Source organism: Microbacterium sp. NPDC097977, from assembly GCF_040302605.1.
In the GTDB taxonomy this organism is placed as follows: domain Bacteria; phylum Actinomycetota; class Actinomycetes; order Actinomycetales; family Microbacteriaceae; genus Microbacterium.
Window position 1 is genome coordinate 27,724 of sequence record NZ_JBEOUR010000017.1, and the last position, 22,920, is coordinate 50,643.

Genomic DNA, 22,920 nt, shown 5'->3' on the forward strand with positions numbered 1-22,920 from the left:
TCAGGCTCGCAGCTCGAAGGTCGTGGCGCCCACCTTGATCGGGGTGCCGAGCGAGAGACCGACCGGACCGCCGGTGACGCGCTGACCGGCGACGAAGGTGCCGTTCGTCGAGTCGAGGTCCTGGATCGCCCAGCTGTCGCCGCGCAGCATCAGGCGCGCGTGATGGCTGGAGGTGTAGTCGTCGCGGATCACCAGCGCCGACTCGCTCGAGCGTCCGATGGTCAGGGTGTCGGTGCCCAGCGGCAGCTCCAGACCGGCCTTGGGTCCTGAGGTGATCACGAGCCGCTTGGCGGTCGCGATGGTCGCGGGACCGGTGCTGGCCTTGGCCGATGCGGGGCGCGATGCGACGGGTGCCGCGGCCGGTGCCGGAGCGGGCGCGCCCGCGGTGGCCTCGGCCGGGAGCTTGCGCACCTTCATGCCGAACAGATCGGCACGCAGCGAGTAGATGACGCCGAAGACGAAGAACCACAGCAGCAGCAGGAAGCCGATGCGCAGCAGCAGGAGGACGAGTTCACTGGGCGTGCTCACGAGAGGGCTCCGAACGCACGGGTCGCGTCGTCGTCACGCGGCCGAGGAGGGCGTGACGGGGTGGCGACGGGAACGATGCGGAACACCAGGTCGGTGCGTCCGATGGTCATGGTGGTGTCGGTGGGGAGTGCGGCCTCGCGCACCTTCTGACCGTTCACCTTGGTGCCGTTGGTCGAGCCGAGGTCGCGCATCATGGCGCGCTCGCCGTCCCAGAGGACCTCGATGTGCTTGCGGCTGGATCCGGCATCCCCGATCGTGATGTCAGCATCCGAGCCGCGTCCGATGACCGTGCGAGCGCGGGTGAGGGGGTGGCGCCGACCGTCGACGTCGATCACCGCCTGCCAGTTGACGCGGCCCTCGACGGTCCCCGAGCTGACGTTGACGGTGCCGGTGGCGACCTTGTCGTCTGCCTCGAGGTCGATCGAGAGCGGCCCCGAGAAGCTGTAGCCCTGGGACTTCGCGTGCTTCGAGAGAAGAGCGTGCAGCTCGTCGGTGAGCGCTGCGCCCAGCGTCCGCATGCGCTCGGCGTCGTCGGTGCTCAGGCGCACGACGAAGCTGTTGGGCGCGATGATGCGGTCACGGCTCACCACGGCCGCCTTGGTGTCGGCTTCACGCCGCAGGGCCGAAGCGATCTCCACAGGCTGGATGCCGCTGCGGAAGGTCTTCGCGAACGCGCTGTTCACAGCGCGCTCGAGACCCTTCTCAAAGCTGTCAAGTAGTCCCACTGGGCTCCTCTGGCATACCGACCGGTAGGGACATCGTAGCCAGGTGGCCTGGGTGAACGCCCTCGCGAGGCGGGAGAACGCCGAGAATCCGGGGGAGAGGGGGAGTGTGTAGGCATCCCGTGGCGGTGTCTCGAGGTCGTCGATCGGTGCCGGATGCCGGACCTCGGCACGTCTGCAGGACCAGAACGGCCGTCTCGTCCTGCATCCGTGTCCGGGTCCTGCCGACGGTCGCGGCCCCGGTTTCATCGCAGGGCGGATCGCGTGATATCTTTGGGAAGTTGAGTTCTTCGGAGCCCGACAGACTCGCGCGAGTGGCGGAATGGTAGACGCGCTGGCTTCAGGTGCCAGTGTCCTTATGGACGTGGGGGTTCAAGTCCCCCCTCGCGCACAGCGGGTCCTGTTCGTTGATTCAGGGCAATGTGTTCGTACAGGAAGAGCCGGTCAGAGAAAGTTTCTGACCGGCTTCTTTATTCTGATCTGATGCGCAGCTTAGGTCTGCTCGTCGCCGGATTGCCGACGGACCGGTGTCGCATGCGGTCGGTTCGCTGCTCTTTCACAGAGCTAGGCGCCTTACGTTCACACTCGGGACTACGTCGCTCACAGGCAAGAACTGGGAGTCCACCTCCTCTGTCCCCCGTTTGGAGGTCAGAGATGGCGGTGAGGTCGCGGCTACGGGTTCGGCAACGCATCCCCTGGACGAGCGAATCAGAGCTCATAGGTCACAGACGTGCCACTGCTTGCGATGGGCAAGCGTTTGAATGAGCCTAAGTACAGGATTATGGACAAATACATACAGGCAAGGGGTTCTGAGGCCCGGCGCATAAACATGCCGACGGGCGTTTTCGGCCCAATCCGTCGAGGTTGTCCCCCAAATGGTGGACGCGGAAGGGTAGTGATGGATTTGTTGTCCCCCCTTCGGGGGACAAACACGCCCGCCGAACCCCGACGGTTGACTTCAAATAGAAGGCAACAGATACTGCATTAGGCTGCGCCGAAGATCTCGGGCAGCCATGCTGACATCACTTCCGGGGGGATCCTGTGAGCAACGAAATTCGACCCGCAGACGGTTCGAGCACGACTGCCGCCGCCGCTTCGACACCGGCGTGGGTATTTCTGACCTTGGGTCTCCTTGCCGCAGTGGCGGTCTGGTCTCCGTTGACGGGATCCGCGATTGGTATGGCCTTCGTGGCAGCGATCTGCGCCGTCGGCATACTTCTTGTATCGAAAGCCACCGCTACTTTTGCGGCTTCCAGTGGAGCCGCGGCGCCGCTGGTGGCCACCGCTGTGATCCTTGCGGGACTCTTTGCCTGCTCGATTTTCGGCTCCGCGGCCGGTCTGAACTGGCTGCCCTGGGCGGCAGCGGTTGCCGCCGCTCCGGTCGTCGCGTTCGGGCTCTTCGTGGCTGACCGCCGCAGCGCCGCTGTCACTGCCGGTAGCTGAGCGTACTCGCGCGCTGTAATAGGCGGCGGTCTGCGTGCTTTGTTCACGCGGCCTTTTGTGCGCCATAAACCCCACTATTTGGGTAAATTATAAACGCTGGACAAACTCCTGCATTGTGGCTAGCTTCATTTGCGGCGAGAGAAAGCCTCATCGCCGTGAAGAGACCGGAGAAGAAATGACCGCTGTGCTTGAGCGTCCCGCTGAATACCTCGACCTGCTCGAGGAGGAGTTCGATGACATCGATGGGGGTGCCATTACCGTCGGCGCCGTCGTCGGGATCATCACCGCTGCGATTGCGACGGGAGCGGCACTGTACGGGGCCGGTCAGGTCGCTGGTGAGCGGGCGTACTACGCGGGTCTGCGTAACTCGTACTACCAGCAGATCAAGTGGCAGGTCCGCGGCGGAGTCATCTCCTTCGCGGGTTCCATCGGCCTGGCCGGTGCCGTCGCCGGGGGGATCGTGATGACCGGTTTCGAGAACAAGTTCTACTCGATGAGCTAACGAAAGGACCGGCCGGCGGCTCCCGTGACTTTTGGGGGCTGCCGGCCTTCTGCGCCATGAAGACACCAATTGCGATGCAGTATCCGCGCGAGTTGTCCCTCGCAGTCACCGTCAGCGCCGAGATCCCCATGACAGATCTCGGTGACGTTGCTGCGATTGGATCTGCCCTCACAAGAGCGATGCGGCGTAAGGAGATGGCGCCAGCAGGCCCGCTCATCCAGCACACCGCCGTCACCATCGACGGCACCAGAAACTTCGTGATGCGACAGACACGTGCCGAGGAGCCACGTGAGGTTCCCGGGTACGTCACGTCTGCCGCTCATGCACTCGCCCATTGCGTTCTTGCTCGATTCGAGGGCGACGCTTCCGAGCTAGGTATCGTGTACAGCGCCATCGCCGTGTACGCCTACGAGCACGAGATTGATCTCACTGGTGAGTTCCACCTCGTTTTCGTGGAGCAGGTGGATCTCGAGGTCACTGTGGATGTCTTCGCGTCGACAGCGGAGACCCACGCGTGAGAGTTGTTCCCCTTGGCAACCTCACGGACAGTCGTCTGCTCTACGAGAAGCGGCCTCCGATCTTCGGATTCATCGTCGTTGCTCTTGTGCTGACGATTCTCACCGTGACGCTCTTCTGGTCCTTGAACACGATTCGACCCAGTGTCGTCACCGCCGCGGGGGCCATCCAAGGCGCCGACCACGCAACGATTGTGAGCAGCGTGTCTGGGCGAGTATCCGACATCCAAGCTCCCAACGGCTCAGCCGTGGAAGCCGGGGTTCCTGTGCTGACCATCGAGAGCACCGAACTAGCGGTAGAAGCCCAGACCCTCCAAGGCCAACGCGACTCCCTCGTCGCGCAGGCAGACCTGCAAGCCCGCTTCACCGATGCGGTCTCGACGGGTAGTAATGACTTCAACATGGATGATCCCGCAGAGGCTCACTTTGGCTATCAGTACGAGTCGTTGCAGAACAAGAAGTCCCAGTTGCGGATAGACCGACCAAGCCTCGAGGCCCAGGGATACACGGCCGTCGAGATCGACAACGCCATCAAGGGAAATCGCCTCGAGATGGTTGAGCTCGACAAGTCCGCCCTCGCCGAATCCACGAAAATCGAAACAGACCTTCGGACACAAATCAAGGAAGTGGACATCCGACTCGGCAGCCTCGAGACGGGCAAGTCCGCCTACACCGTGACGGCCGGCCAGGCCGGAGAGGTGTACCTCGACGCGCGGGTCACCACCGGGAGTGTTATCTCGGCTGGAACCCCCATCGGGACGATCTCCTCAACTGAGAATGGCATCAAGCTCGATACGTACCTATCCGTCACGGACCGTCAGTTCGTCGACGTTGGCGATGAAGCTCGAGTGACGGTCTCAGGTCTCCCCGCTACCGACTACGGAAACGCGACCGGCAAGGTCGTCGCCATCGACTCTGATGTCACCACGGTGGCCGCGGAAGGTGCGGGAGACTCGTCGCCAAGCTCGAGCTACTTCGTCGCCCAGGTCGAGATCGAGCACCCGTACATCACGAGCAACGCAAACGGGAAACATCAACTCGTGAACGGCACTGCCGTTGAGGTCTCGTTGACCTACAACAAGACGACGTACTTCGAATACTTCCTCCACCTCCTCGGGCTGAAGTAGTCCTCCCCAATCGTCGGATGGACAGACAGGAACTGAATTGTCTAGAGCAACACACGTCCGCCAGCTGGATCAGTCCGACTGCGCCGCGGCTTGTCTCGCATCAGTGGCGTCCACCTACCGCCGCCAGACGTCGATCACGCAACTTCGCGACGCATTGGGTACCGGGATCAAGGGCACGACCATCCGGGGTCTCGTCAACGGGGCCGAGGCTCTAGGGTTCGAAACATCCGCCGTGCGCATTGAAAAGGAAGCGCTCTCGTCGAGCTTCACGCTTCCTGCCATCGCACATGTCACCTTGCCGGGCTCAGTCAACCACTTCGTGGTCCTCCACAAAGTCGGACGCAAGCGAGTGAAGATTGGAGACCCTGCGGCCGAGAAAGCGCGATGGACGCGTCAGAGTGAGTTCCTCAAAGACTTCTCGGGAATCCTCGTCCTTCTCGCACCAGGATCCGAGTTTGTCCAGAACGCAGGGGAACAACGGAGCAACCTCGCACGGTTCGTCCGGCTGCTCACGCCGCAGATGAGTCTCTTCGTCTGGGCGGTCCTCGCCTCCCTGATTCTCACGATCCTCGGCATCGCGGGATCGATGGTGACGAAGGTGCTTTTCGACGAGGTCGTGCCGTACAGCCTCGAAAGCCTGCTCATGCCGGTGTTCTTGCTGTTCGGAGCCGTGTTCATTGTGCAGAACCTGCTGCAGTTCGTGCGGCAGTGGATCGTGCTCCACCTATCCCAACGGATCGACTTGCCACTGATCCTGGGATTCTTCCGACACATCTACGGCCTGCCGTTCCGGTTCTTCGCAAGCAGGCCGGTCGGCGACATCCTCACTCGGTTCGGCGACGCCATGACCATCAAGAATGTCCTGACTGGCGCTGCCCTCACGGTCGTGATGGACGTCGTGATGGCGGTGATAGCGGGCGTGGTCCTGTACTCACTGGACCAGACGCTCTTCTTCGTCATCGCCGTGTTCGTGATCGTCGCCGTCGTGCTCATCCTGTCATTCCGGGTGCCGTTCAAGAACGTCAACCAGAAACAGATGGCTCAAGCATCCGTCCTCAACTCGCGCATCATCGATGGCCTGAAAGGCGTCGAGGGGGTCAAGATCGAGGCGAACGAGAAGCGTGAGATGGAAGGGCTCGAGCGCGAGTACGTGCGGAGCCTCCGCATCTCGTTCAAAGAGGGAATGCTCGACAACGCGCAGTCATCCATCATGGGTCTCGCGCAGGCATTCGTGGGCCTGATACTTCTCATCCTGGGCACATCTCGCATCCTGCAAGAGGATATGACCATAGGAACGCTGATGGCCTTCATCGCGCTGGCCAACTTCTTCGTCGATCCAGTTACGCGTCTCATCGGGCTGCAGCTCAGCTGGCAGGAGGCGGCCCTTGCGCTGAAACGGGTAGGCGAGATCCTCGACTACGAATCGGAGCCAGATTCGTCCGACGAGCTGCGAGGGGCTATCGCGTCCACGGGGGACATCACTTTCGACGAGGTGTCGTTCGGATACTCGCTGCGTGAGCCAACCCTCCGAGACCTCTCCTTCCATATCGCGCCCGGGTCGAAGGTCGCGTTCGTCGGATCCAGCGGCAGCGGGAAGTCCACGATTGCTCGGATGCTTCTGAAGGTGCATGACCCTGACCAGGGCACCATCAGCTTCGGCCCGGTGAACGTCGGTGATCTCGATCCGAAGGATATTCGGCGAGCGGTTGGATACTGCCCTCAGAACGTGCAGCTTTACGCGCGGAGTGTGCTGGAGAACGTCAAGATGTCCAATCCCGACGCGAGCGACGCCGAGGCATACTCGGCCCTCCGAAAGTGCGGGATGGCGGACGTCGTCGCCCGCCTACCTCAGAGCGCTGCGACAGTTCTGGACGAAGGCGGCATGGGGTTGTCTGGCGGTGAACGCCGCCGTATCGCGCTCGCTCGAGTGCTGATGAAGCGCGTCGACCTGTATGTGTTCGACGAGGTCACCAGCGATCTCGATCCCACAAGCGAGGTCGAAGTCATGCAGGCAATCTACGACCATGTCGGTGATTCGACAGCAGTCTTCATCGCGCACCGACTCGCGACCGTGTCAGGTTGCGACGCCATCTTCGTGTTGGACTCGGGCCGCATTGTCGAATCGGGAACCCACGATGAACTCATTGAGCTTCAGGGCGCATACGCCAAGATGTGGCGTCTCCAGAACGACCAGGTACCTGACTTCCGGAAGCGACGTCACCTGTCCACGCGGCGCCGAGGCGCTGAGGCGCAGCAGGTGAGCGCGATGCAGTACCTCGACTGATCCGAGCCCAGAGCCACTGGTCCCGTCCCCGCCCGCGCTCCGGTCTACGTGGCGGATACGTCGGCTGAGCCTGCGATTCTAGATCTGAAGTGGACTGATGAGGCTCCGTTTCGGCGCACGATGAAAGCAGCTCTGATCTGGAGAAACGCGGTGGCCGCGGAAATTTCCAAGGCTTAGCGTGGAACTGCCTTGAGAATTACTCTCTCGGATCCCTTGAGCCTCAAGGCATCGAGGAATAAACGAACACGGCCACAGCAGGTCCTGTTCGTTTATTCAGGGCCATCTGTTCGTACATGGAAGAGCCGGTCAGAAGTTATTTCTGACCGGCTCTTCCTGTCGCATCCGACATGTCCGCGCCTTCTTGGATAGCGCTTCGTCATCGGAAACAAGCCGTCCACCGACCCTCGTGTCACGTCGAGTCAGCCGACAGTGCTTCACGCACATCCGTGACGGTGTCCACAGGGCGCACGATGCCGTCAGCGTCACGTCGAGCTCGACCCGCAATACTGGTGCGGTATCAACCCCCAGCTATGTAACTGGTGATTCACATGAAGAGAAACAATCGATTCGTGATCTGGGGACTGCTCGCGGCCGGCATAGTCTTGTTGATCGCCTGGGTTTTCGGTGTGATTGCGTACGGATATGAGGTCGACGCCTCCGCCGGTATCGGGACGCTTCGAACCCAGGACATCGCGCTCGGTGCGGGAAGCGCTCTGTGCCTCGTCGTGGCCATCATCCTCGCCGTGACGTCGCGGCGCCGAGCCCGTCGACACCACGTCTGACTCAGGAGTGACGGAGGTCGTGCCCGAATGTCGGCGCGACCGGGGCGACGCCGCTCGTGCCTTTCGATGACGTTACTTCGGCGACCCCGTAGCGTGGAGGGGTGACTGCATCGATCATGACCAGCGTGACCGAGCAATCGCTCACCAGCGTGTTCCAAGACCTTACTCTTCTGCTCGGAATCCCGCTGGCTCTTGCTGGAGCCTTCTGCATGTCCCTCGGAGCGCAGTATCAACACAGCGGCGTGGAGAAGGTCAAGCGCAATGTCGGCGGACGCGCCTCTTCGGGCCTCAACTTGAGTCATCTCCTCGCATTGGCGACCCGTCCGTCCTGGTTGGCGGGGACGCTGCTATTGGGGTTGGCCGTGATCTGCCAGCTGGGAGCCATCTCCGTAGCTCCGTTGATGGTCGTCCAACCGCTGGGAGTCGTAGCGCTTCTGTTGACAACGATGTTGAACGCACGCGCATCCGGTATCCAGCCGACGAAGCGGTCCTGGATCGCCATCGCTGCGTGCGTCGGCGGAATTGCCGTCTTTGTCGCTCTCGCCGCTCAGCATGCAACCAAGCGCGCCGTCACGAACGAGGATGTTCTCCTCATTCTCGCGATACTGCTCGCGGTCACCATCATTCTTCTTTCCGTGTGGATTCTCCTTCGTCGCCGATTGGCGGCGCTCTTCTACGTCTCGGCCGCAGGGATTCTGTACGGGTTCGTTGCAACTCTGGCCAAAGTGCTCATCGATCGTCTCCAGGAAGGGCGGGTCGACGAGTTTCTGGCACTGTGCGGAGGTTCCCTCGTTGTGGCGGCAGCTCTGGGGGGTTACTTCGTCCAGTCGGCGTACAGTTCGGGCCCACCGGACCTCGTTGTGGCCGGGCTGACTGTCGTCGACCCGCTTGTCGCTGTCGTGCTGGCTATGGCAGTCCTTGGCGAACTGTCGGGCGTTCCGCTGTGGACGCTCGTCATCTTCGTTGGCGCCGGATCACTTGCGATATGGGGAGTCATCGCTCTGGCTCGACATCATCCCGTGGTGGCGCGGGACTCCGAGCAACCCACCACTGCGGAATCGGGTGCTGACGCGCACACGGGACGGGGCTGAACGGCTGGGTGGGAACCACACGCTGAGCTTGGCCTCAACTTCCTGTGACGAAAGCACGCCCTACCGACCCGCATCCCACATCGCGTACGTGATGACCCCCAGGGGTAGGCCGTCGAGCGGCTTTATAATCTCGCTCTCCATCCCCACGATGCGCCCAGTGTCTTCCGAGATAAAGAACGTCTCTCGACGCTCGGGAATCACCTGAGAAACCTGGACACCGATGACGTCGCGGCCGAGGCGATCCGTCGTCTCCCCTCTGACCGTGAGACCTCCGGCGTCGTCGAGAAGCTTCAGGATCGTCGCATGCTGCTCGTCACTCAGAGTCCAATAGTCGAGCAGGCCGGTCACCGCGGCGAAGAGTTCACCGGAAGATGCATCCGGCGTTGCACCGAACACCACCAACGCCTTCTCGAGGTCTGCCGGTGAGCTTCCGGTCAGATTCAACGCATCTGCAGGGAGCGTGAACTCCTCTGCCGGGGTGACGACCTCGTCGATGAGATCGCCGGGCGAGTACGGACTCGGACCGACTCCGTCGGGCCGTTCATTCTCAGACCAATAGGACTCGCCCGCGACGATCGTGGTCCTGGATCCTTGGCCGGGCGCCCAGGTGAAGGTGACGTCCTGCGGTACGATCTCGACCTCATCGGTGTCCATCTGAACGCTCCACCCCCAGACGACTGAGTGCACACCGGGCACCTGGGCGGTGTCGGGGGGCGTGCGCAATGCGGTCTCGGCCTCGCCCATGACCTCGTCCAGAGGAGAGGCTGCGGCATAGGAAAGTGGCGGAGGGGTGAGCGCCACAGCCTGCTGTGCAGGATTGAGGACACCCACCGCGACAAGAGCGATGACGACCACTGCGGCGGTCGCTGTGGTGAGGCCCGCCCAGAAAAGCCCCCGGCGCGGGCGACGAGAGTGTCTCTTCTGGGTCTCACCGCGGATGATGCTCTCGCGGAGCGAGATCTCGGTGGCGGTCAGGCGGACATCGCCTCGCTTCGGGTCCGGATTCGCTGCCCGGAACAGCCGATCAAGGTCGGCGTCGGAGGGGTTCATGACTCCGCACCCCCGTCCAGTTGCGCCCGGAGCTTTGTTCGTGCTCGCGTGAGTGTCGTCCACACCGCGTTCTGTGTGGTGCGGAGTACCTGAGCGACCTCGCCGGCACTGAGGTCATCCCAGTATGTGAGAACGACCACCTGCCGCTCTCGTGCGTTCAACGAGCGAACGGCGGCGCGGAGGGCGAGAACCTCCATCGGGTCCAAAGGTTCGGTGGGGTTCTCCAACCCTCGAACAAGAGCGTCCAAGGCACGATCACGAGAGCGCGACCGGCGCGTGCGGTCACGCAGTTTGTTGTTCGCGGTTCGTAGGAACCATGCCAACGTCATCGGCTGGGTGGGGTCCAGCTTCCGCCACGCGATCACGAAGACTTCCGCCGTGAGTTCGTCGACTTCATCCTCGTTCTCGATGAAGCAGCTCAGATGCCGACGAACCCGATGCAAGTACCCGTCGAAGAGCCGCCGAAAGACAGCGTCTTTATGAGCGGGATCGATATTTCCCGCTCCCAATGCTTCTCTCGCATTGCGCGACCGCCCGGCCCTGGAGACTTCTGCGGAACTGTAAGGCGTCATCCGAGCTAGCGGTAGCCCGAGTGAGAAACCCACTTGAAGCATGGTCTCTGCTCACCTCACCGACTGGTCCGCACCCAGGGTAGCCCGACCAACCTCACGAGGTGCATCGCAGTGTCGTAGCAGCTCCCACTACTTTCGCGGACTTGCCTGCAGAGGCAGAGGCCAGTGTCACTCCGGCCGCGCTGTGTGCGCGAACGATGCCGGACGACCGGGCATTCGCGATCGAGCCGACTTTGCTCAGCGCAGCTGTACTCACTTCAGTGCAACCGCTCCAAGTGAGTTTGGAGCCGCTCAAGTTTGCACCCGAATACGCGCAGAACTGACCGCTTGCGCAGCTTCCGACGGCGGCTCGACTGAACGGCACGACAACGGACAACGTCATATTCAGGTCCGGCCAGACCACCGTATGGCTGTCGATGACGGATCCTCCTGGTACGGCGCTGAGAGCGTACGCCACGTCTGGATGCATCCGTTGCTCAGCGGCTGTCGCTGGTGCTTGCGTCGTGATCCCCGCAAGGATCATGGCCGCAGCGAATGTGACAACGAGCGTTGACTTCATGGCACTTCGATTCGTGTGTCGGGTGAGGTGATCACCTCAGTCTTGACGGGACGCTCGGTTCTCGACCTCCACCCCTTTGCGCGAACCGGGACTTCCTTGCAGACAAAATTCGAGGCCGGCGGCATGGCCTCTGTCTTCCGCAGCGCGCTTTGCCGGGCGCCGCTGGGCGTCAGCGTCCCGTGATGACGACGCGACCGCTGCGGCTAGCTCTGGAACGGATGCAGTCGGAGCACCGAGCATTCGATGACCCCCGGCACGACCGCGGCCTCGCCCTCGTCGGTGACGCACGTCGTGAACTCTTCGGGCGCGACTCCAGGTACCGGGGTCGCCGACAGCGGGTCGTTGTCTTCGAAGGCACCGCCCTCCCACATCTGGATGCACATCGCTTCCGCATCCGTGATCGCGACGACGCCGTCCGGGGTGGCAACACTCGCCGATGCACCAGACAGCGTCCCGTCGGAGTTTCGGTACGGGCCTTCGAGGCAATGAACGATGGTCGTCTCAGTCACGGGGCGCTCGTCGAGCAGCACGACGCCGGCAATGCCGGCGCCGGCGATCGCCAGGACGCCGCCCGCGATGGACAGACGGCCCCAGATGGTCGTCCACCACTTCGGGCGCGACAGATCGCGGCGCATTTGCTCGACGAGGAGGTCCTGCACTTCCCGGTGGTGAGGCATCCGCTCACTCATGCGTTCGCCTCCTCTGCCGTCGGCGAGTACTCATGGAGCTCCCCGCGCACCCGATTCCTCACCCGAGACAGCCGAGACGTGACGGTGCCTTCGGGGATCCCCAGAACGAGCGCGGCTTCGGCGACCGGGAGCTCATGGATGACGCAGAGGACGAGGACGCTTGCTTCGCGCGGGTTCAGGCGAAGAAGCTCTTGACGGACACTCTCTGAGATCCTCATGGAATCCATCGCCCGGGCGACCTCATCCGCGTGATCTGCAACGTCGCCGTCGTGCAGAACGCGCCGAAGTAGACGGTGATATCGCCGCCGGGCCCGCAAGCCGTTCTTGGCGATGACGGATGTGGTGGCCAGCAACCAGGGCAGCACGGAGCCGTCGATGACCCGAACCTTGTCGCGCTTGCGCCACAGTTCGAAGAAGGCGGTCGCCGCGACCTCCTCCGCATCCCGGCTGGTGGGCATGAGCACGAGCGACAGTCGAAAGACCGGCATCTGGTGCCGCTCGTGCAGCCAACGATAAGCCGGTTCGTCGCCACGGGACAGCCGGTAGAGGAGCTCGCCGTCAGTGGGCGGGTCGAGCGTGAGCCCCTCCGACACGATTTCACCTCACACGTCACGGTCGATGTCCAGACCCCGTCAAGTCTAGGCGTCGGTTTTCGGGTGCAGGTCGCTACCGCCACCGCCGCTGGAGCCGCTGAACCCGCCTCGGAAAACCCCGCACAGGACCTGTGAATGCGGCGGGCCGCTTTGAGATCCGGCCCCGGTCGTGATGGTGTGATCCAGTGCGACCGCCTGCTTCCCCCCAGAACGATCCCCTGAACGACCCCTCGCAGGGCGATCTCCCGACCGACACCGCCGCCGTTCCGGCAGCTCGACCGCGTCGGCGTCGCGGACGTCTGATCGGGGCCATCAGCGCGCTGGTCGTCGTGGCCGTGGTCGCTGTGGGGGCCGTCGTCTACGCCCAGCTGCAGGGGAACATCACCACCGCCCCGCTGCGCTCCGACCCCGACACGTCGACGGGTGAGCCGCAGCTGGCGGAGGGCGACCTCAACATCCTGCTGCTCGGATCCGACTCCCGGGCGCTCGCGTCCGACGGGTTCGGCGAAGACGACGGCAGCGAACGCAGCGACGCCATGGTGCTGGCTCACGTCTCGAACGACAGCACCCGGATCGATGCGGTGCAGCTCCCTCGCGACACCGTCGTCGACCTGCCCGCATGCGACGACACCGGACGTGGCTCGTACGGGGGTGGATACGGGATGCTGAACTCCGCGTTGGAGTACGGACCGGCGTGCTCGGTCGCGGCGGTCGAGCAGCTCACCGGCGTCACGATCGATCACTTCGTGCAGATGGACTTCGAAGGGTTCATCGGCATGGTCGATGCGATGGGCGGCATCGACGTGTGCCTCCCCGAGCCGCTGCAGGATGGTCACGCACGCCTCGACCTGCCCGCCGGTGCGCAGTCGGTCAACGGCGAACAGGCGCTCGCGTTGGCCCGCACGCGGCACGCGCTCGCCGAGGAGAGCGACATCGCCCGCCTCGGTCACCAGCAGATGGTCCTCTCGGCGATCGTGCAGAAGGCGACCAAGTCCGACGTGCTCGTGCGCCCCGACCGCCTCTACGCCTTCCTCGACGCGGTGACCTCTTCGATGACGGTCGACCCAGGGCTCGGCGGGTTGACCGATCTCGCGGGTCTTGCGGCCAGGGTGGCGAATGTGCCGATGAGCAGCGTCACCTTCGTGACGATGCCCACGGTCCCGGCACCCGAGGATCCGAATCGCGTCGTGCCGACGGCGGATGCCGATGTGATCTTCCGCGCGCTCGTCGATGACGCGCCGCTCGTGCTCACCACCGACGAGGTCGCGCCCGACACGACGGTGCGCACCGCCCCGGTGCAGATCCTCAACGGTGCTGGCGTCGCAGGCCTCGCATCCCGTGTGTCGGAGGACGCGACGGGCTACGGATACACGGTGTCGGGGCTCGCGAATGCGGACCCGTCAGACCTCACGGTGATCACGGCCGCAGACACCCCCGACGCACAGCAGACCGCGCAGGCGCTGGCCTCCGAGCTGGGACTCGCCGTCACGGTGCAGACAGGGGACGTCGATGGCGTACAGATCCTGCTGGGAGCCGACTACACCGAGCTGACCTCCCAGCCCCGGGCGACACCGCCTCCGTCGCGGCCCGTCGACGCGGTGAGTCGCAGCGCCGACACCGATCTGTGCGTGGGATAGCGCAGGGCCTCGAACTCGCGTCGTCTTCGCAGCGACCCAGGTCGCCTTCTCAGCGACCCAGGTCGTCGACGCTCGCGACGACGGTGGCGTAGAGATCGGCGATGCCCGCGAGGGCCGCGCGGTGCAGCTGCTCGGCGGGCACGTCGCCGGCGACCGACGGAAGGCTTCGGGTGGCGGTCGCCGCGGCGACGACCGTGGGCCGGTTGCCGCGTAGGAACGCGCCCTCGGTGGTGTAGTTCACGCACATGTGGGTCATGAACCCGGCGATCACGACATCCTCGTGACCCGCGGCGTCGACGAGGTCGCCGAGCTCGGTGCCGACGAAGGAGTTCGGCGCCTTCTTGACGACGACGGCCTCGCCGTCGATGGGGGCGACGCGCTCATGGATCGCCCCGATGTCGTCGCGGATGTCGTACGCAGAGCCCGCGCCGCCGTCGTGCTGCACATGGATGACCGTGGCGCCTGCCGTGCGGGCACGGGAGAGCAGGTCGGCCGCGGCGTCGAGCGCGGCATCCCACCCCTCGAGCTCCATCTCGCCGCGGGTGTATGTGTTCTGGAAGTCGACGAGGACGACGGTCGATGCCGCGAGAGCCGCGGGCCGATCGACGGTGCCGCCGAGGGCGCGCAGAGTGGCAGAGGTGGTCATCCTCGAAGTATGCGCGGGGTGTCCGACACCGTCAACATGGCCCCGCCACCGCGGGGAGAGGGCAGACTTAGGGGAGCCTTAGTTTCATGATCCAGGAGATGCCATGCCGGAACAGCCCCGACGTACGCCCAGCCAGGCGGTCCTCGCCGTCGAGAAGGTGGAGCAGGTCAGTCCCGAGCTGGTGAGGATCACGGCCGGTGGCGACGGGTACGGGGACTTCACCGACAACGTCTACACCGACAAGTACGTCAAGATCCTGTTCGCCGATCCGCGACACGGGCTCACCCCGCCGTACGACCTCGCGCAGCTGCGCGCGCAGAGTCCGGAGAAGCTGCCCACGCCCCGCACGTACACGATCCGCTCGTCCGACCCCGAGCAGCGACGTCTGGTCATCGACTTCGTCGTGCACGGCGACGAGGGGATCGCGGGTCCGTGGGCTCGGCAGGCGAAGCCGGGCGACACGATCGTCGTCAGTGGCGCCGGTGGCGGCTACCGGCCCGACCCCGAGTCGCCCTGGCACCTGCTCGTCGGCGACCACACGGCACTTCCGGCGATCTCGTCGGCGATCGAGGCGATGCCGGCGGATGCGGGCGGGCACGTCGTCCTGACGGTGGCGGATCCCGCGGACCGCATCCTTCCCGACGTCCCGTCCGGTGTGACTCTGCGGTGGACCGAGACGGACGACGAGCTGCTCACGGTGCTCGCCGACCTGCCCTGGGCCGACGGGCACCCGGGTGTCTTCGCGCACGGTGAGCGCGGCACGATCAAGCAGGTCAGGGCGCTGCTGAAGCAGCACGACGTGCCGCGAGAGCGGCTGTCGATCTCGGCGTACTGGGCCCGAGGCCGCGCAGAAGACCAGTTCCAGGCAGAGAAGCGCGAGCCCATCGGCCAGATCGAGTAGGCGGTCTGGCCGCGCCTCAGAACCCTTCGGGTTCCCGTGGCGTGTACGCGGCCTGCAACTGCTTCAGTTCGGAGTCTTCGAGCCGGATGCCGGCGGAGGCGACGGCGTCGTCGATGTGCGACGCCTTCGTCGCACCGACGATCGGCGCGGTCACCGCGGACTGCTGCGCGACCCACGCGAGCGCGATCTGTGCACGGGAGACCCCTCGCTCCTCGGCGACGTGAGCGACGGCCTCGACGATGGCTCGGTTCGACTCCTCTTCACGGCGGTAGAGCGTCGCACCGAAGGCGTCCGTCGCCGTGCGCGCCGTCTTCTCGTCCCAGTCGCGCGTGAGCCTGCCTCGCGCCAGGGGCGACCATGGCAGCACACCGACCCCGGCGTCGAGGCAGAACGGGTGCATCTCCCGCTCCTCCTCGCGCTGCAGCAGGTTGTACTGGTCCTGCATCGAGACGAATCGCGTCCAGCCGTTCTGCTGCGCGGTGTGCTGGGCCTTCGCGAACTGCCACGCCCACATCGACGACGCCCCGATGTACCGGGCCTTGCCCGAGCGGACGACGTCATTCAGCGCCTCCATCGTCTCTTCGATCGGCGTCTGGGGATCCCAGCGATGGATCTGGTAGAGGTCGACGTGGTCCGTGCCGAGCCGCTTCAAGCTCGCATCGATGCCCGACAGGATGTGCGCTCTGCTGAGTCCGGCCTGGTTGGCACCCGGTCCCATGCGGCCGTGCACCTTGGTGGCGACGACGACCTCCTCGCGGCGCGCGAAATCGCGCAGCGCCCGTCCGACGAACTCCTCGCTGGTGCCGTCGGAATACACGTCGGCCGTGTCGAACGTCGTGATCCCGGCCTCCAGTGCCTGCCGGATCAGCGGCCTGCTGGTCTCCTCGTCGAGCGACCACCCGTGCGCGCCCCGGTCCGGTGCGCCGAAGCTCATGCATCCGAGGACCACGTTCGAGATCCGCAGCCCGGAGCTGCCGAGCCTCACGCTGTCTGCCGTGTCGAGCATCTGAGATCTCCCTCGAATTCGTGGTGTCGGATCGATGCTCTCACGGTGTGCGGCGGCAGGGCGCGGACCGCCGGATCCCGGGGGTCGCGTGTGTCAGAGGAAGACCCGGAGGTACTCGCCGATCTTCTCGCCGCTCCGCTCGGGGCTGACCTCGACGCTGAGCCGAGCTCGGACGCCGTCGGTGCCGACCTCGATCGGCATCGCCCCGCATCCCATCATCGGTCCGTGGTCGACGCCGTCGATCACCAGGCAGATGCTGCCGAGACCCGTCTGCTCGCGCGCCTCGACCACGTAATAGGTGTGCCCTTCGGAGTCCTCGCCGAGCAGGCGCGCCGTATCCGGGACCACACTGTCGCGCTGGTCGGCGCCGACGGAGGCGGGCAGGGGCGCCGACTCGCCGCTGGCGAGCACGTCGACGGTCGGGGCGTTCATGCAGCCCGCGAGAAGCGTGATCGTGCCGAGAGCGAGAACGCCGCACTTCGACGGGCGGAGAGGAGAACGGTTCATGCGCACACGATAGACGACCGGTGCGACTCCCGCAGTGCCGGCAGGCGGGTCAGCGCGAGAGAGGAGTCTCGGAGGCCACGACCTCTGCCGTCATGGGCACTGCGCCGAGGATGCGCGGGAATCCATCGACCCACTCGACGGCGATCCCCTCGGCGGCCAGCCCCTCGGGGCGGATCGCGATGTCGAGGAGCGGGAGTGCGAGGTCGCTGAAGCGGGCGGCGATCACCTCGTCGAGCCGATCTGCGGTGGTGGCGTGGATGAACCCCGCGTCGTCGAGATGCACGCCCCGGGTCGACACGACGTATTCGCCGAACCCTCGGCTCATCTCCCAGTCGTCCTGGATGGCGATGTGGTGGATCAGATCGGACATGACAACTCCTTAATGAAACGGTTCCGTAGCATTAATGGTAGAGTATGCCCATGACGGGAAAGCGCGGGCGGCCCTCCGCGGCAGAGGCAGGTGCCAGGGATGAGCGCGTGGTCGACGTCGTCGTCGCCGTGTTGACCGGGGAGGGGCTCGAGGCGTTGACCCTCGACCGCGTCTCCGCCGAGGCCCACGTCGCCAAGCGCACGCTGTACACGGTGTTCGGCGACCGGGCAGGGCTCGTGCGCGCGGCGGTCCGCCGACAGCACGCCTACCTCGGAGATGCCGGAGACGGGGCGGCCGACCTGCGATCGGCAGCCCGCGGCATCCTTCGTCATCTGCTCGGGGACGAGGCGGTCGGGGTGCACCGTGCGATCACCGGTGCCGCCGCCCTGCATCCGCTTCTCGCCCGCGAGTTCTACGAGGAAGGGCCGGCGCGGGCCCAGGGGTTCCTCGCCGCGCACCTCCCCGCAGACGCGCCGGTCTCGCCCGCGCTGCTCTTCACCGCTCTTCTCGGTGAGCCGCATCGACGTCGACTGCTGGGCCTGGCCGTCACCCCTTCCCTCCCTGAGATCGACGCGCAGGTCGACGAGGTGCTCCGGGCGTTCGGCCTGGGCTCCTCCGATCCGGCGCGTCAAGGGCAGGAATCCTCCTCGTCCTGACCGCGCCTGTCAACCGCCCTGCGCTCGCCGCGGTCTCTCCCCGATCATGGAGATCCGACCACACGAGGAGGGCCACCATGTCGAACATCGATGCTTTCGCCAACAGCTTCCCGCCGGAGATGCCCGGGATTCCCCCCGTCGACGACTTCCGCGACGGCACGTTCCCGACGGACACCGCGCAGCCCCAGACTCAGGAAGACGATCCCCTCGACGCGGAGATCGGAGAGAACGGTCAGGGCGATCTCGCGCCCGAGGACGAGGGGGCTCCGCACAGCGGGGACGCCCCGACCGACCTGCGGGACGGCACCGAGTGAGCGACGGCCACGAAGGCACGGCCCCTGCCGGGGGAGCCGCGCCCTCGGAGGAGGGCATCGCCGCGCTCATCGAGGAGCGCGACGGCGACGACCCCGGACAGGTGACGGATACCCCCGCCGGAGGAGCAGGCGCGGACTCGGGCGGGTCCGGCGCGGTACGCGTCGATCCGTCGTCGGAGTCATCCGTGGCTGACGAGTCGGTGCACAATGACGAACCCGGCGTCGGTACCCGTCGCTCGGAGGACTGACGGCGGAGAGAACCGCGCGTCGGGAGGAGAACTGCGCGTCGGGAGGAGCGGAGGCGACATCCCCTCCTCCCCACACGCAGTTCTCCTCCCTACGCGCGCGCCCCGCGCGAGGCGGCCTTCCGCAGCGCGCGGAGCAGTCGTAGGCTTCTGCGGTGAGTGACGTACGGGACGACGGCCCCTTCTTCCACGGCACCAAGGCCGACCTGCGACCGGGTGACCTGCTCACGGCAGGGTTCCGCTCGAACTATCGCCCTGAGATCGTGATGAACCACATCTACTTCACGGCCGTGGCCGACGGTGCCGGCCTTGCTGCGGAGCTCGCGCCCGGCGACCGCGAGCCGCGTGTCTACGAGGTCGAGGTGACCGGGGAGTTCGAGAACGATCCGAACGTGACCGACAAGAAGTTCCCGGGCAACCCGACCCGGTCATACCGCAGCACGGCATCGCTGCGAGTGATCCGCGAGGTGCACGACTGGACTCGCCTGACGCCGGAGGCTCTCGCCGCGTGGCGGGAGCGGCTCGCCGCCATCCGCGACGATGAGCGCGGCGAGATCATCAACTGAGTCAGCGGCGGGGAATGCGCCGTGCGAGGGCGGCGAGGGTGCGATCGATCACCACGAACACCAGGCCGACGACGATGAGCGCCAGGGTCAGCGCCACGATCCACTGGGCGACGCCGCCGACTCCGAGGACGTCGACGTCCATGAACGGGTAGGGGTACTTCTGGCCGGGTGTGAACTCCCCGCCGAGAGCTCCGTAGACGAAGGCCCAGACGAGGTAGGCGTAGGGGATGAGCGTCCACAGCAGCGGATCGACCCACCGGAACGCGCCCTTGGGGACGAAGATCAGCCAGTCCACGATCACCAGCAGCGGCGTGATGATGTGGATGAGGTTGTCGGTCAGCGAGAAGATGTCGGAGTCGCCGTCGGCGAATCTCGCCGGCACCAGGACGACCAGGTAGATGAGCATCGTGACGGTGATCGCCATCATCACCGCTCCGCTTGCTCGCGGACTCGGCGTCGAGGTGCCGGATGCCCCCGCCTCACGCAGATCGCGGGCCGTGCGCACGACGAGCAGAGCCACCCAGGCGAGGCAGAGCAGGTTGCTGACCATCGTGTAGAACAGCAGCGTCGTCCCGTTCGGGGCTCCGGTCAGCACGTCGGAATGCCGGACCACGCCGGTGACGATGACCGCGAGAGCGATGATCCGATAGACCAGCGCGACCGGTCGGGAGTTCAGTGCGGCGTGAGCGAACAGCGGGGTGCGGGGGGATTCGGAGACCCGAGTTCCGGATGCCGCCGCGGGCGCGACGTTCAGCGTCGCACCGGGTCGGCGTCGCCGTCGAGGAAGCGCTCGAGGTCGCGCAGCGACGGCGCGGCCTCCCAGTCGCCGGGCACGAGGCAGGCCATCGCGCCGCAGGCGTTCGCGCGCTGCAGAGTGCGCTCGACGTCGAGGCCGTCGAGCAGACCGCTCAGGTAGCCCGCGACGAAGGCATCTCCTGCACCGACCGTGTCGATCGGATCGATCGAGAAACCGGGGGCATCGACCACCGAGCCGTCGGTGAGGACCGACGCGCCCTCCGGGCCGCGCTTGAGCACGACCGTCGCGCATCCCGCGGAACGGAGCCGCGCTGCGGCCTCGTCGGCCGACAGCCCCGGGTAGAGGATCGCGAACTCCTCGGCGCCTCCGAACACGATGTCGGCGCGCTCGGCGAGCTCACGCAGCACCGGACCGGCCGTCTCGGCCGATGCCAGCGCAGAACGGTAGTTGATGTCGAACGTGACGGTGGCCCCCGCATCCCGCGCATGATCGATGGCTGAGTGCAGCGCTGCACGCGCCGTCTCGGACAACAGTGCGGTGATGCCGGTGAGGTGCAGCAGCGAGGCGGCGGCGATCCACCCGTCGGGCAGGTCGTCGGGGTGCAGTCGGGATCCGGCCGACCCCGCTCGGTAGTACTGCACGGCGGTCGACGATGCAGACGGTCGCTCCTTCACCATCAGCCCGGTCGGGGCTCCGGCATCGGCGATGACGCGCGCGTCGACGCCCTCGGCCCTGATGTCCCGCGCGACGCGCTCGCCGAGGGAGTCGTCGCCCACCCGTCCGAGCCACGACACGGCGACACCCAGGCGGGCGAGACCGATCGCCACGTTGCTCTCCGCGCCTCCGATGCCGAGCGCCATCGCGTGAGCATGCCGCAGCGAACCGATCTCGGTCGTGCGCATGAGCGCCATGGTCTCGCCCAGGGTGACCACGGAGGGCGAGGTCATCGAGCGCACACCTCGACGAAGGCCTGAGCCCGGTCGCGCAGCGCGGCGAGGTCGCCGCCCGAGAAGGCGTCGCCGAGCAGGGGCCCGCCGACGCTCACCGCGACCGCACCGGCCGCGAGCCACGCGGAGGCGCCGTCGAGGTCGACGCCACCTGACGGCACGGCCACCAGGTCGGGGAACGGGCCGCGAAGGTCCTTCAGGTATGCCGGACCGACCTGTCCTGCGGGGAAGATCTTGACCGCCGATGCACCGGCTGACCACGACGCGAACAGCTCGGTCGGGGTGAGGCCGCCGGGGACGATGGGCACACCCGCATCCGTGGCGTGCTGCACGAACGCGGTCGAGGTGATCGGAGTGACCAGGTAGTGGGCACCAGCGTCGACTGCCCGACCGAGGTCGGCCGACGACGTGACGGTGCCGATGCCGAGATCTGCCACCTCGCCGAACTGCGCGAGCAGGCGGGGGAAGTGGTCGAACGTGCCGGGCGTGGTGAGCGTCAGCTCGACACTGCGGATGCCGGCATCGACCAGCACCTCGAGAACGGCGTCGTAGTCCTCCGCCCGCTTCGCACGGGCGACGACGATCAGACGGGAGTCGACCGAGCGGGGCGGGAGCGCGATGCGGGGGGTGTCACCAGTCATGTACGGTCCCGTCGAGAAGTCGGTTCACCGGCAGATACGCCTTGGTGTATTCGTGAGCGGCTGCGGCCTCTTCGTCGAGCTCGACACCCAGACCCGGAAGGTCACCGGGGTGCAGGAATCCCTCGTCGAAGGTGAACGAGGTCCGGAAGACCTCGAGGGTCTTCTCATTGTGGGGCATGTACTCCTGGATGCCGAAATTGTGGATCGCCAGGTCGAGGTGCAGCGCGGCGGCCATGCCGACCGGGGAGATGTCGGTGGGTCCGTGGATGCCGGACTTGATGCCGTAGATCGCGGCGAAGTCGAGCAGCTTCTTCATGGCGGTGATGCCACCGGTGTGCGTGACGGCCGAGCGCACGTAGTCGATCAGTCGCTCGGTGATCAGCGTCTGGTAGTCGTACACCGAGTTGAAGACCTCGCCGATCGCGAGGGGTGTCGTGGAGTGCTGGCGCACCAGACGCAGCGCGGTCTGGTCCTCGCCGGGGGTGCAGTCCTCGAGCCAGAAGAGGTCGTAGGGTTCGATGTCCTTCGCGAAGCGCGCGGCCTCGATGGGCGACATCCGGTGATGTCCGTCGTGCAGGATGCGCAGATCGGTGCCGAACTCCTCGCGGATCTGGGCGAAGATCCCGGGCATGTGGCTGAGGTAGTTGCGGGTGTCCCAGGTCTCCTCGGCGGGGCGCGCACCCGAGCGCTTGGCCGGCTCGTAGTCGTAGCGCACGCCGGGTCCGGCGTTCGAGACGCCGTAGATCTGACCGAGACCCGGCACGCCGGTCTGCACGCGCACCGCGGTGTAGCCGAGCTCCTTGTAGCCGGTGATCGCGTTGGAGAGCGCCGCATAGTCGGTGCCCGAGGCGTGGGCGTACACCCGCACGCCCTCCCGGCTGGCGCCGCCGAGCAGCTGGTACAGCGGCATCCCGGCCTTCTTGGCCTTGATGTCCCACAGCGCCATGTCGACCGCGGCGATCGCCGCCATGGTCACAGGGCCTCGGCGCCAGTACGGTCCGCGGTAGAGGTACTGCCAGGTGTCTTCGATCCTGTCCTCGTCGCGGCCGACGAGCATCGACGCGACGTGCTCCGACAGGTAGGCGGCGACCGCGAGCTCGCGGCCGTTCAGCGTGGCGTCACCGAGGCCGGTGATGCCGTCGGAGGTCGTGATCTTCAGCGTCACGAAGTTGCGGCCGGGGCTGGTGATGGTGACGTCGACGAGCTCGATGGTCATTGCAGGGGTTCCTCAGCAGTGGGGGTGGAGTGGGGTGCGGGGGCCGGGCTCGCG

At 65.7% G+C, this 22,920-nt stretch carries 28 protein-coding genes and 1 tRNA gene; 14 read left to right on the plus strand and 15 right to left on the minus strand.

What is annotated here, in order from left to right:
* Together ABTZ43_RS06225 and ABTZ43_RS06230 are read right to left on the minus strand one after the other, a co-directional pair.
* Positions 1 to 528, minus strand: coding sequence for an FHA domain-containing protein FhaB/FipA (locus tag ABTZ43_RS06225; protein WP_056414370.1), 528 nt, complete (start codon positions 526 to 528; stop codon positions 1 to 3).
* Positions 525 to 1,253 carry an FHA domain-containing protein gene (locus ABTZ43_RS06230; RefSeq protein WP_045254031.1) on the minus strand — a complete coding sequence of 243 codons (729 nt, stop codon included), beginning with the start codon at positions 1,251 to 1,253 and terminating at the stop codon, positions 525 to 527. The genes ABTZ43_RS06225 and ABTZ43_RS06230 overlap by 4 nt, the downstream gene beginning before the upstream one ends.
* Before the next feature lie 305 nt (positions 1,254 to 1,558).
* Between ABTZ43_RS06230 and ABTZ43_RS06235 the strand changes: the two genes are divergently transcribed.
* The 8 genes from ABTZ43_RS06235 (at position 1,559) to ABTZ43_RS06270 (ending at position 8,994) form a co-directional block, all read left to right on the plus strand.
* Positions 1,559 to 1,641, plus strand: a tRNA-Leu gene (locus tag ABTZ43_RS06235).
* A 650-nt stretch (positions 1,642 to 2,291) separates the two neighbouring features.
* Complete coding sequence (locus ABTZ43_RS06240; RefSeq protein WP_149421909.1) at positions 2,292 to 2,693, plus strand: hypothetical protein; 402 nt, start codon at positions 2,292 to 2,294, stop codon at positions 2,691 to 2,693.
* Positions 2,694 to 2,868: 175 nt separating this feature from the next.
* Entirely contained in the window at positions 2,869 to 3,195 is a 327-nt protein-coding gene (locus ABTZ43_RS06245) for a hypothetical protein (protein ID WP_149421908.1), read from the plus strand.
* A gap of 56 nt (positions 3,196 to 3,251) precedes the next feature.
* Positions 3,252 to 3,713, plus strand: coding sequence for a hypothetical protein (locus ABTZ43_RS06250; RefSeq protein WP_149421907.1), 462 nt, complete (start codon positions 3,252 to 3,254; stop codon positions 3,711 to 3,713).
* Entirely contained in the window at positions 3,710 to 4,837 is a 1,128-nt protein-coding gene (locus ABTZ43_RS06255; protein ID WP_350538194.1) for an HlyD family secretion protein, read from the plus strand. Before ABTZ43_RS06250 ends, ABTZ43_RS06255 begins: the two co-directional genes overlap by 4 nt.
* Positions 4,838 to 4,874: 37 nt before the next feature.
* The gene (locus tag ABTZ43_RS06260; protein ID WP_350538195.1) at positions 4,875 to 7,121 is read left to right on the plus strand and encodes a peptidase domain-containing ABC transporter; all 2,247 of its coding nucleotides are present in this window, start codon (positions 4,875 to 4,877) and stop codon (positions 7,119 to 7,121) included.
* A gap of 569 nt (positions 7,122 to 7,690) precedes the next feature.
* A complete protein-coding gene (locus tag ABTZ43_RS06265; protein WP_350538196.1) occupies positions 7,691 to 7,903 on the plus strand; it encodes a hypothetical protein in 213 nt (70 codons plus the stop codon).
* 101 nt (positions 7,904 to 8,004) lie between these two features.
* Positions 8,005 to 8,994, plus strand: coding sequence for a DMT family transporter (locus tag ABTZ43_RS06270; protein WP_350538197.1), 990 nt, complete (start codon positions 8,005 to 8,007; stop codon positions 8,992 to 8,994).
* Positions 8,995 to 9,054: 60 nt separating this feature from the next.
* Here the strand turns inward: ABTZ43_RS06270 and ABTZ43_RS06275 are convergent, their stop codons facing one another.
* From ABTZ43_RS06275 to ABTZ43_RS06295, 5 genes are all read right to left on the minus strand, one after another.
* A complete protein-coding gene (locus ABTZ43_RS06275; RefSeq protein ID WP_350538198.1) occupies positions 9,055 to 9,849 on the minus strand; it encodes a hypothetical protein in 795 nt (264 codons plus the stop codon).
* A 191-nt stretch (positions 9,850 to 10,040) separates the two neighbouring features.
* Positions 10,041 to 10,658 (minus strand): RNA polymerase sigma factor, encoded by a 618-nt coding sequence (locus tag ABTZ43_RS06280; RefSeq protein WP_350538199.1) that lies wholly within the window; start codon positions 10,656 to 10,658, stop codon positions 10,041 to 10,043.
* A gap of 52 nt (positions 10,659 to 10,710) precedes the next feature.
* Entirely contained in the window at positions 10,711 to 11,175 is a 465-nt protein-coding gene (locus ABTZ43_RS06285; RefSeq protein ID WP_350538200.1) for a peptidase inhibitor family I36 protein, read from the minus strand.
* 203 nt (positions 11,176 to 11,378) lie between these two features.
* Positions 11,379 to 11,864, minus strand: a complete 486-nt coding sequence (locus ABTZ43_RS06290) for a hypothetical protein (protein WP_350538201.1) — start codon at positions 11,862 to 11,864, stop codon at positions 11,379 to 11,381.
* The gene (locus ABTZ43_RS06295; protein WP_350538202.1) at positions 11,861 to 12,457 is read right to left on the minus strand and encodes an RNA polymerase sigma factor; all 597 of its coding nucleotides are present in this window, start codon (positions 12,455 to 12,457) and stop codon (positions 11,861 to 11,863) included. Before ABTZ43_RS06295 ends, ABTZ43_RS06290 begins: the two co-directional genes overlap by 4 nt.
* A 185-nt stretch (positions 12,458 to 12,642) precedes the next feature.
* Here ABTZ43_RS06295 and ABTZ43_RS06300 point away from each other — a divergent pair, with 185 nt between their 5' ends.
* Positions 12,643 to 14,094 carry an LCP family protein gene (locus tag ABTZ43_RS06300; protein WP_350538203.1) on the plus strand — a complete coding sequence of 484 codons (1,452 nt, stop codon included), beginning with the start codon at positions 12,643 to 12,645 and terminating at the stop codon, positions 14,092 to 14,094.
* A gap of 49 nt (positions 14,095 to 14,143) precedes the next feature.
* Here ABTZ43_RS06300 and ABTZ43_RS06305 read toward each other — a convergent pair whose 3' ends face one another.
* Positions 14,144 to 14,740, minus strand: coding sequence for an isochorismatase family protein (locus tag ABTZ43_RS06305; RefSeq protein WP_350538204.1), 597 nt, complete (start codon positions 14,738 to 14,740; stop codon positions 14,144 to 14,146).
* 103 nt (positions 14,741 to 14,843) lie between these two features.
* Between ABTZ43_RS06305 and ABTZ43_RS06310 the strand changes: the two genes are divergently transcribed.
* Positions 14,844 to 15,641, plus strand: coding sequence for a siderophore-interacting protein (locus tag ABTZ43_RS06310; RefSeq protein WP_350538205.1), 798 nt, complete (start codon positions 14,844 to 14,846; stop codon positions 15,639 to 15,641).
* A 16-nt stretch (positions 15,642 to 15,657) separates the two neighbouring features.
* Here ABTZ43_RS06310 and ABTZ43_RS06315 read toward each other — a convergent pair whose 3' ends face one another.
* The 3 genes from ABTZ43_RS06315 to ABTZ43_RS06325 form a co-directional block, all read right to left on the minus strand.
* On the minus strand, positions 15,658 to 16,647 hold the full coding sequence (locus ABTZ43_RS06315; RefSeq protein WP_350538206.1) for an aldo/keto reductase: 990 nt from the start codon (positions 16,645 to 16,647) through the stop codon (positions 15,658 to 15,660).
* Between the two features lie 93 nt (positions 16,648 to 16,740).
* A complete protein-coding gene (locus ABTZ43_RS06320; protein ID WP_350538207.1) occupies positions 16,741 to 17,154 on the minus strand; it encodes a hypothetical protein in 414 nt (137 codons plus the stop codon).
* A 49-nt stretch (positions 17,155 to 17,203) separates the two neighbouring features.
* On the minus strand, positions 17,204 to 17,524 hold the full coding sequence (locus ABTZ43_RS06325) for a DUF952 domain-containing protein (protein ID WP_350538208.1): 321 nt from the start codon (positions 17,522 to 17,524) through the stop codon (positions 17,204 to 17,206).
* A 50-nt stretch (positions 17,525 to 17,574) separates the two neighbouring features.
* Between ABTZ43_RS06325 and ABTZ43_RS06330 the strand changes: the two genes are divergently transcribed.
* The 4 genes from ABTZ43_RS06330 (at position 17,575) to arr (ending at position 19,305) form a co-directional block, all read left to right on the plus strand.
* The gene (locus ABTZ43_RS06330; RefSeq protein WP_350538209.1) at positions 17,575 to 18,180 is read left to right on the plus strand and encodes a TetR/AcrR family transcriptional regulator C-terminal domain-containing protein; all 606 of its coding nucleotides are present in this window, start codon (positions 17,575 to 17,577) and stop codon (positions 18,178 to 18,180) included.
* A gap of 77 nt (positions 18,181 to 18,257) precedes the next feature.
* Positions 18,258 to 18,494: a hypothetical protein gene (locus tag ABTZ43_RS06335; RefSeq protein ID WP_056414305.1), complete on the plus strand. Its 237-nt coding sequence runs from the start codon at positions 18,258 to 18,260 to the stop codon at positions 18,492 to 18,494.
* Positions 18,491 to 18,742: a hypothetical protein gene (locus ABTZ43_RS06340; protein WP_314094808.1), complete on the plus strand. Its 252-nt coding sequence runs from the start codon at positions 18,491 to 18,493 to the stop codon at positions 18,740 to 18,742. The genes ABTZ43_RS06335 and ABTZ43_RS06340 overlap by 4 nt, the downstream gene beginning before the upstream one ends.
* Before the next feature lie 152 nt (positions 18,743 to 18,894).
* Complete coding sequence (gene arr / locus ABTZ43_RS06345) at positions 18,895 to 19,305, plus strand: NAD(+)--rifampin ADP-ribosyltransferase (protein ID WP_350538210.1); 411 nt, start codon at positions 18,895 to 18,897, stop codon at positions 19,303 to 19,305.
* 1 nt (position 19,306) lies between these two features.
* Here arr and ABTZ43_RS06350 read toward each other — a convergent pair whose 3' ends face one another.
* The 4 genes from ABTZ43_RS06350 to manD form a co-directional block, all read right to left on the minus strand.
* Positions 19,307 to 19,918, minus strand: a complete 612-nt coding sequence (locus ABTZ43_RS06350; protein ID WP_350538211.1) for a Pr6Pr family membrane protein — start codon at positions 19,916 to 19,918, stop codon at positions 19,307 to 19,309.
* A 137-nt stretch (positions 19,919 to 20,055) separates the two neighbouring features.
* Complete coding sequence (locus tag ABTZ43_RS06355) at positions 20,056 to 21,009, minus strand: sugar kinase (protein ID WP_350538212.1); 954 nt, start codon at positions 21,007 to 21,009, stop codon at positions 20,056 to 20,058.
* Positions 21,006 to 21,650 (minus strand): bifunctional 4-hydroxy-2-oxoglutarate aldolase/2-dehydro-3-deoxy-phosphogluconate aldolase, encoded by a 645-nt coding sequence (locus tag ABTZ43_RS06360; protein ID WP_350538213.1) that lies wholly within the window; start codon positions 21,648 to 21,650, stop codon positions 21,006 to 21,008. Before ABTZ43_RS06360 ends, ABTZ43_RS06355 begins: the two co-directional genes overlap by 4 nt.
* Positions 21,640 to 22,866, minus strand: a complete 1,227-nt coding sequence (manD, locus tag ABTZ43_RS06365) for a D-mannonate dehydratase ManD (protein WP_314094815.1) — start codon at positions 22,864 to 22,866, stop codon at positions 21,640 to 21,642. The genes ABTZ43_RS06360 and manD overlap by 11 nt, the downstream gene beginning before the upstream one ends.
* Positions 22,867 to 22,920: the final 54 nt, after the last annotated feature.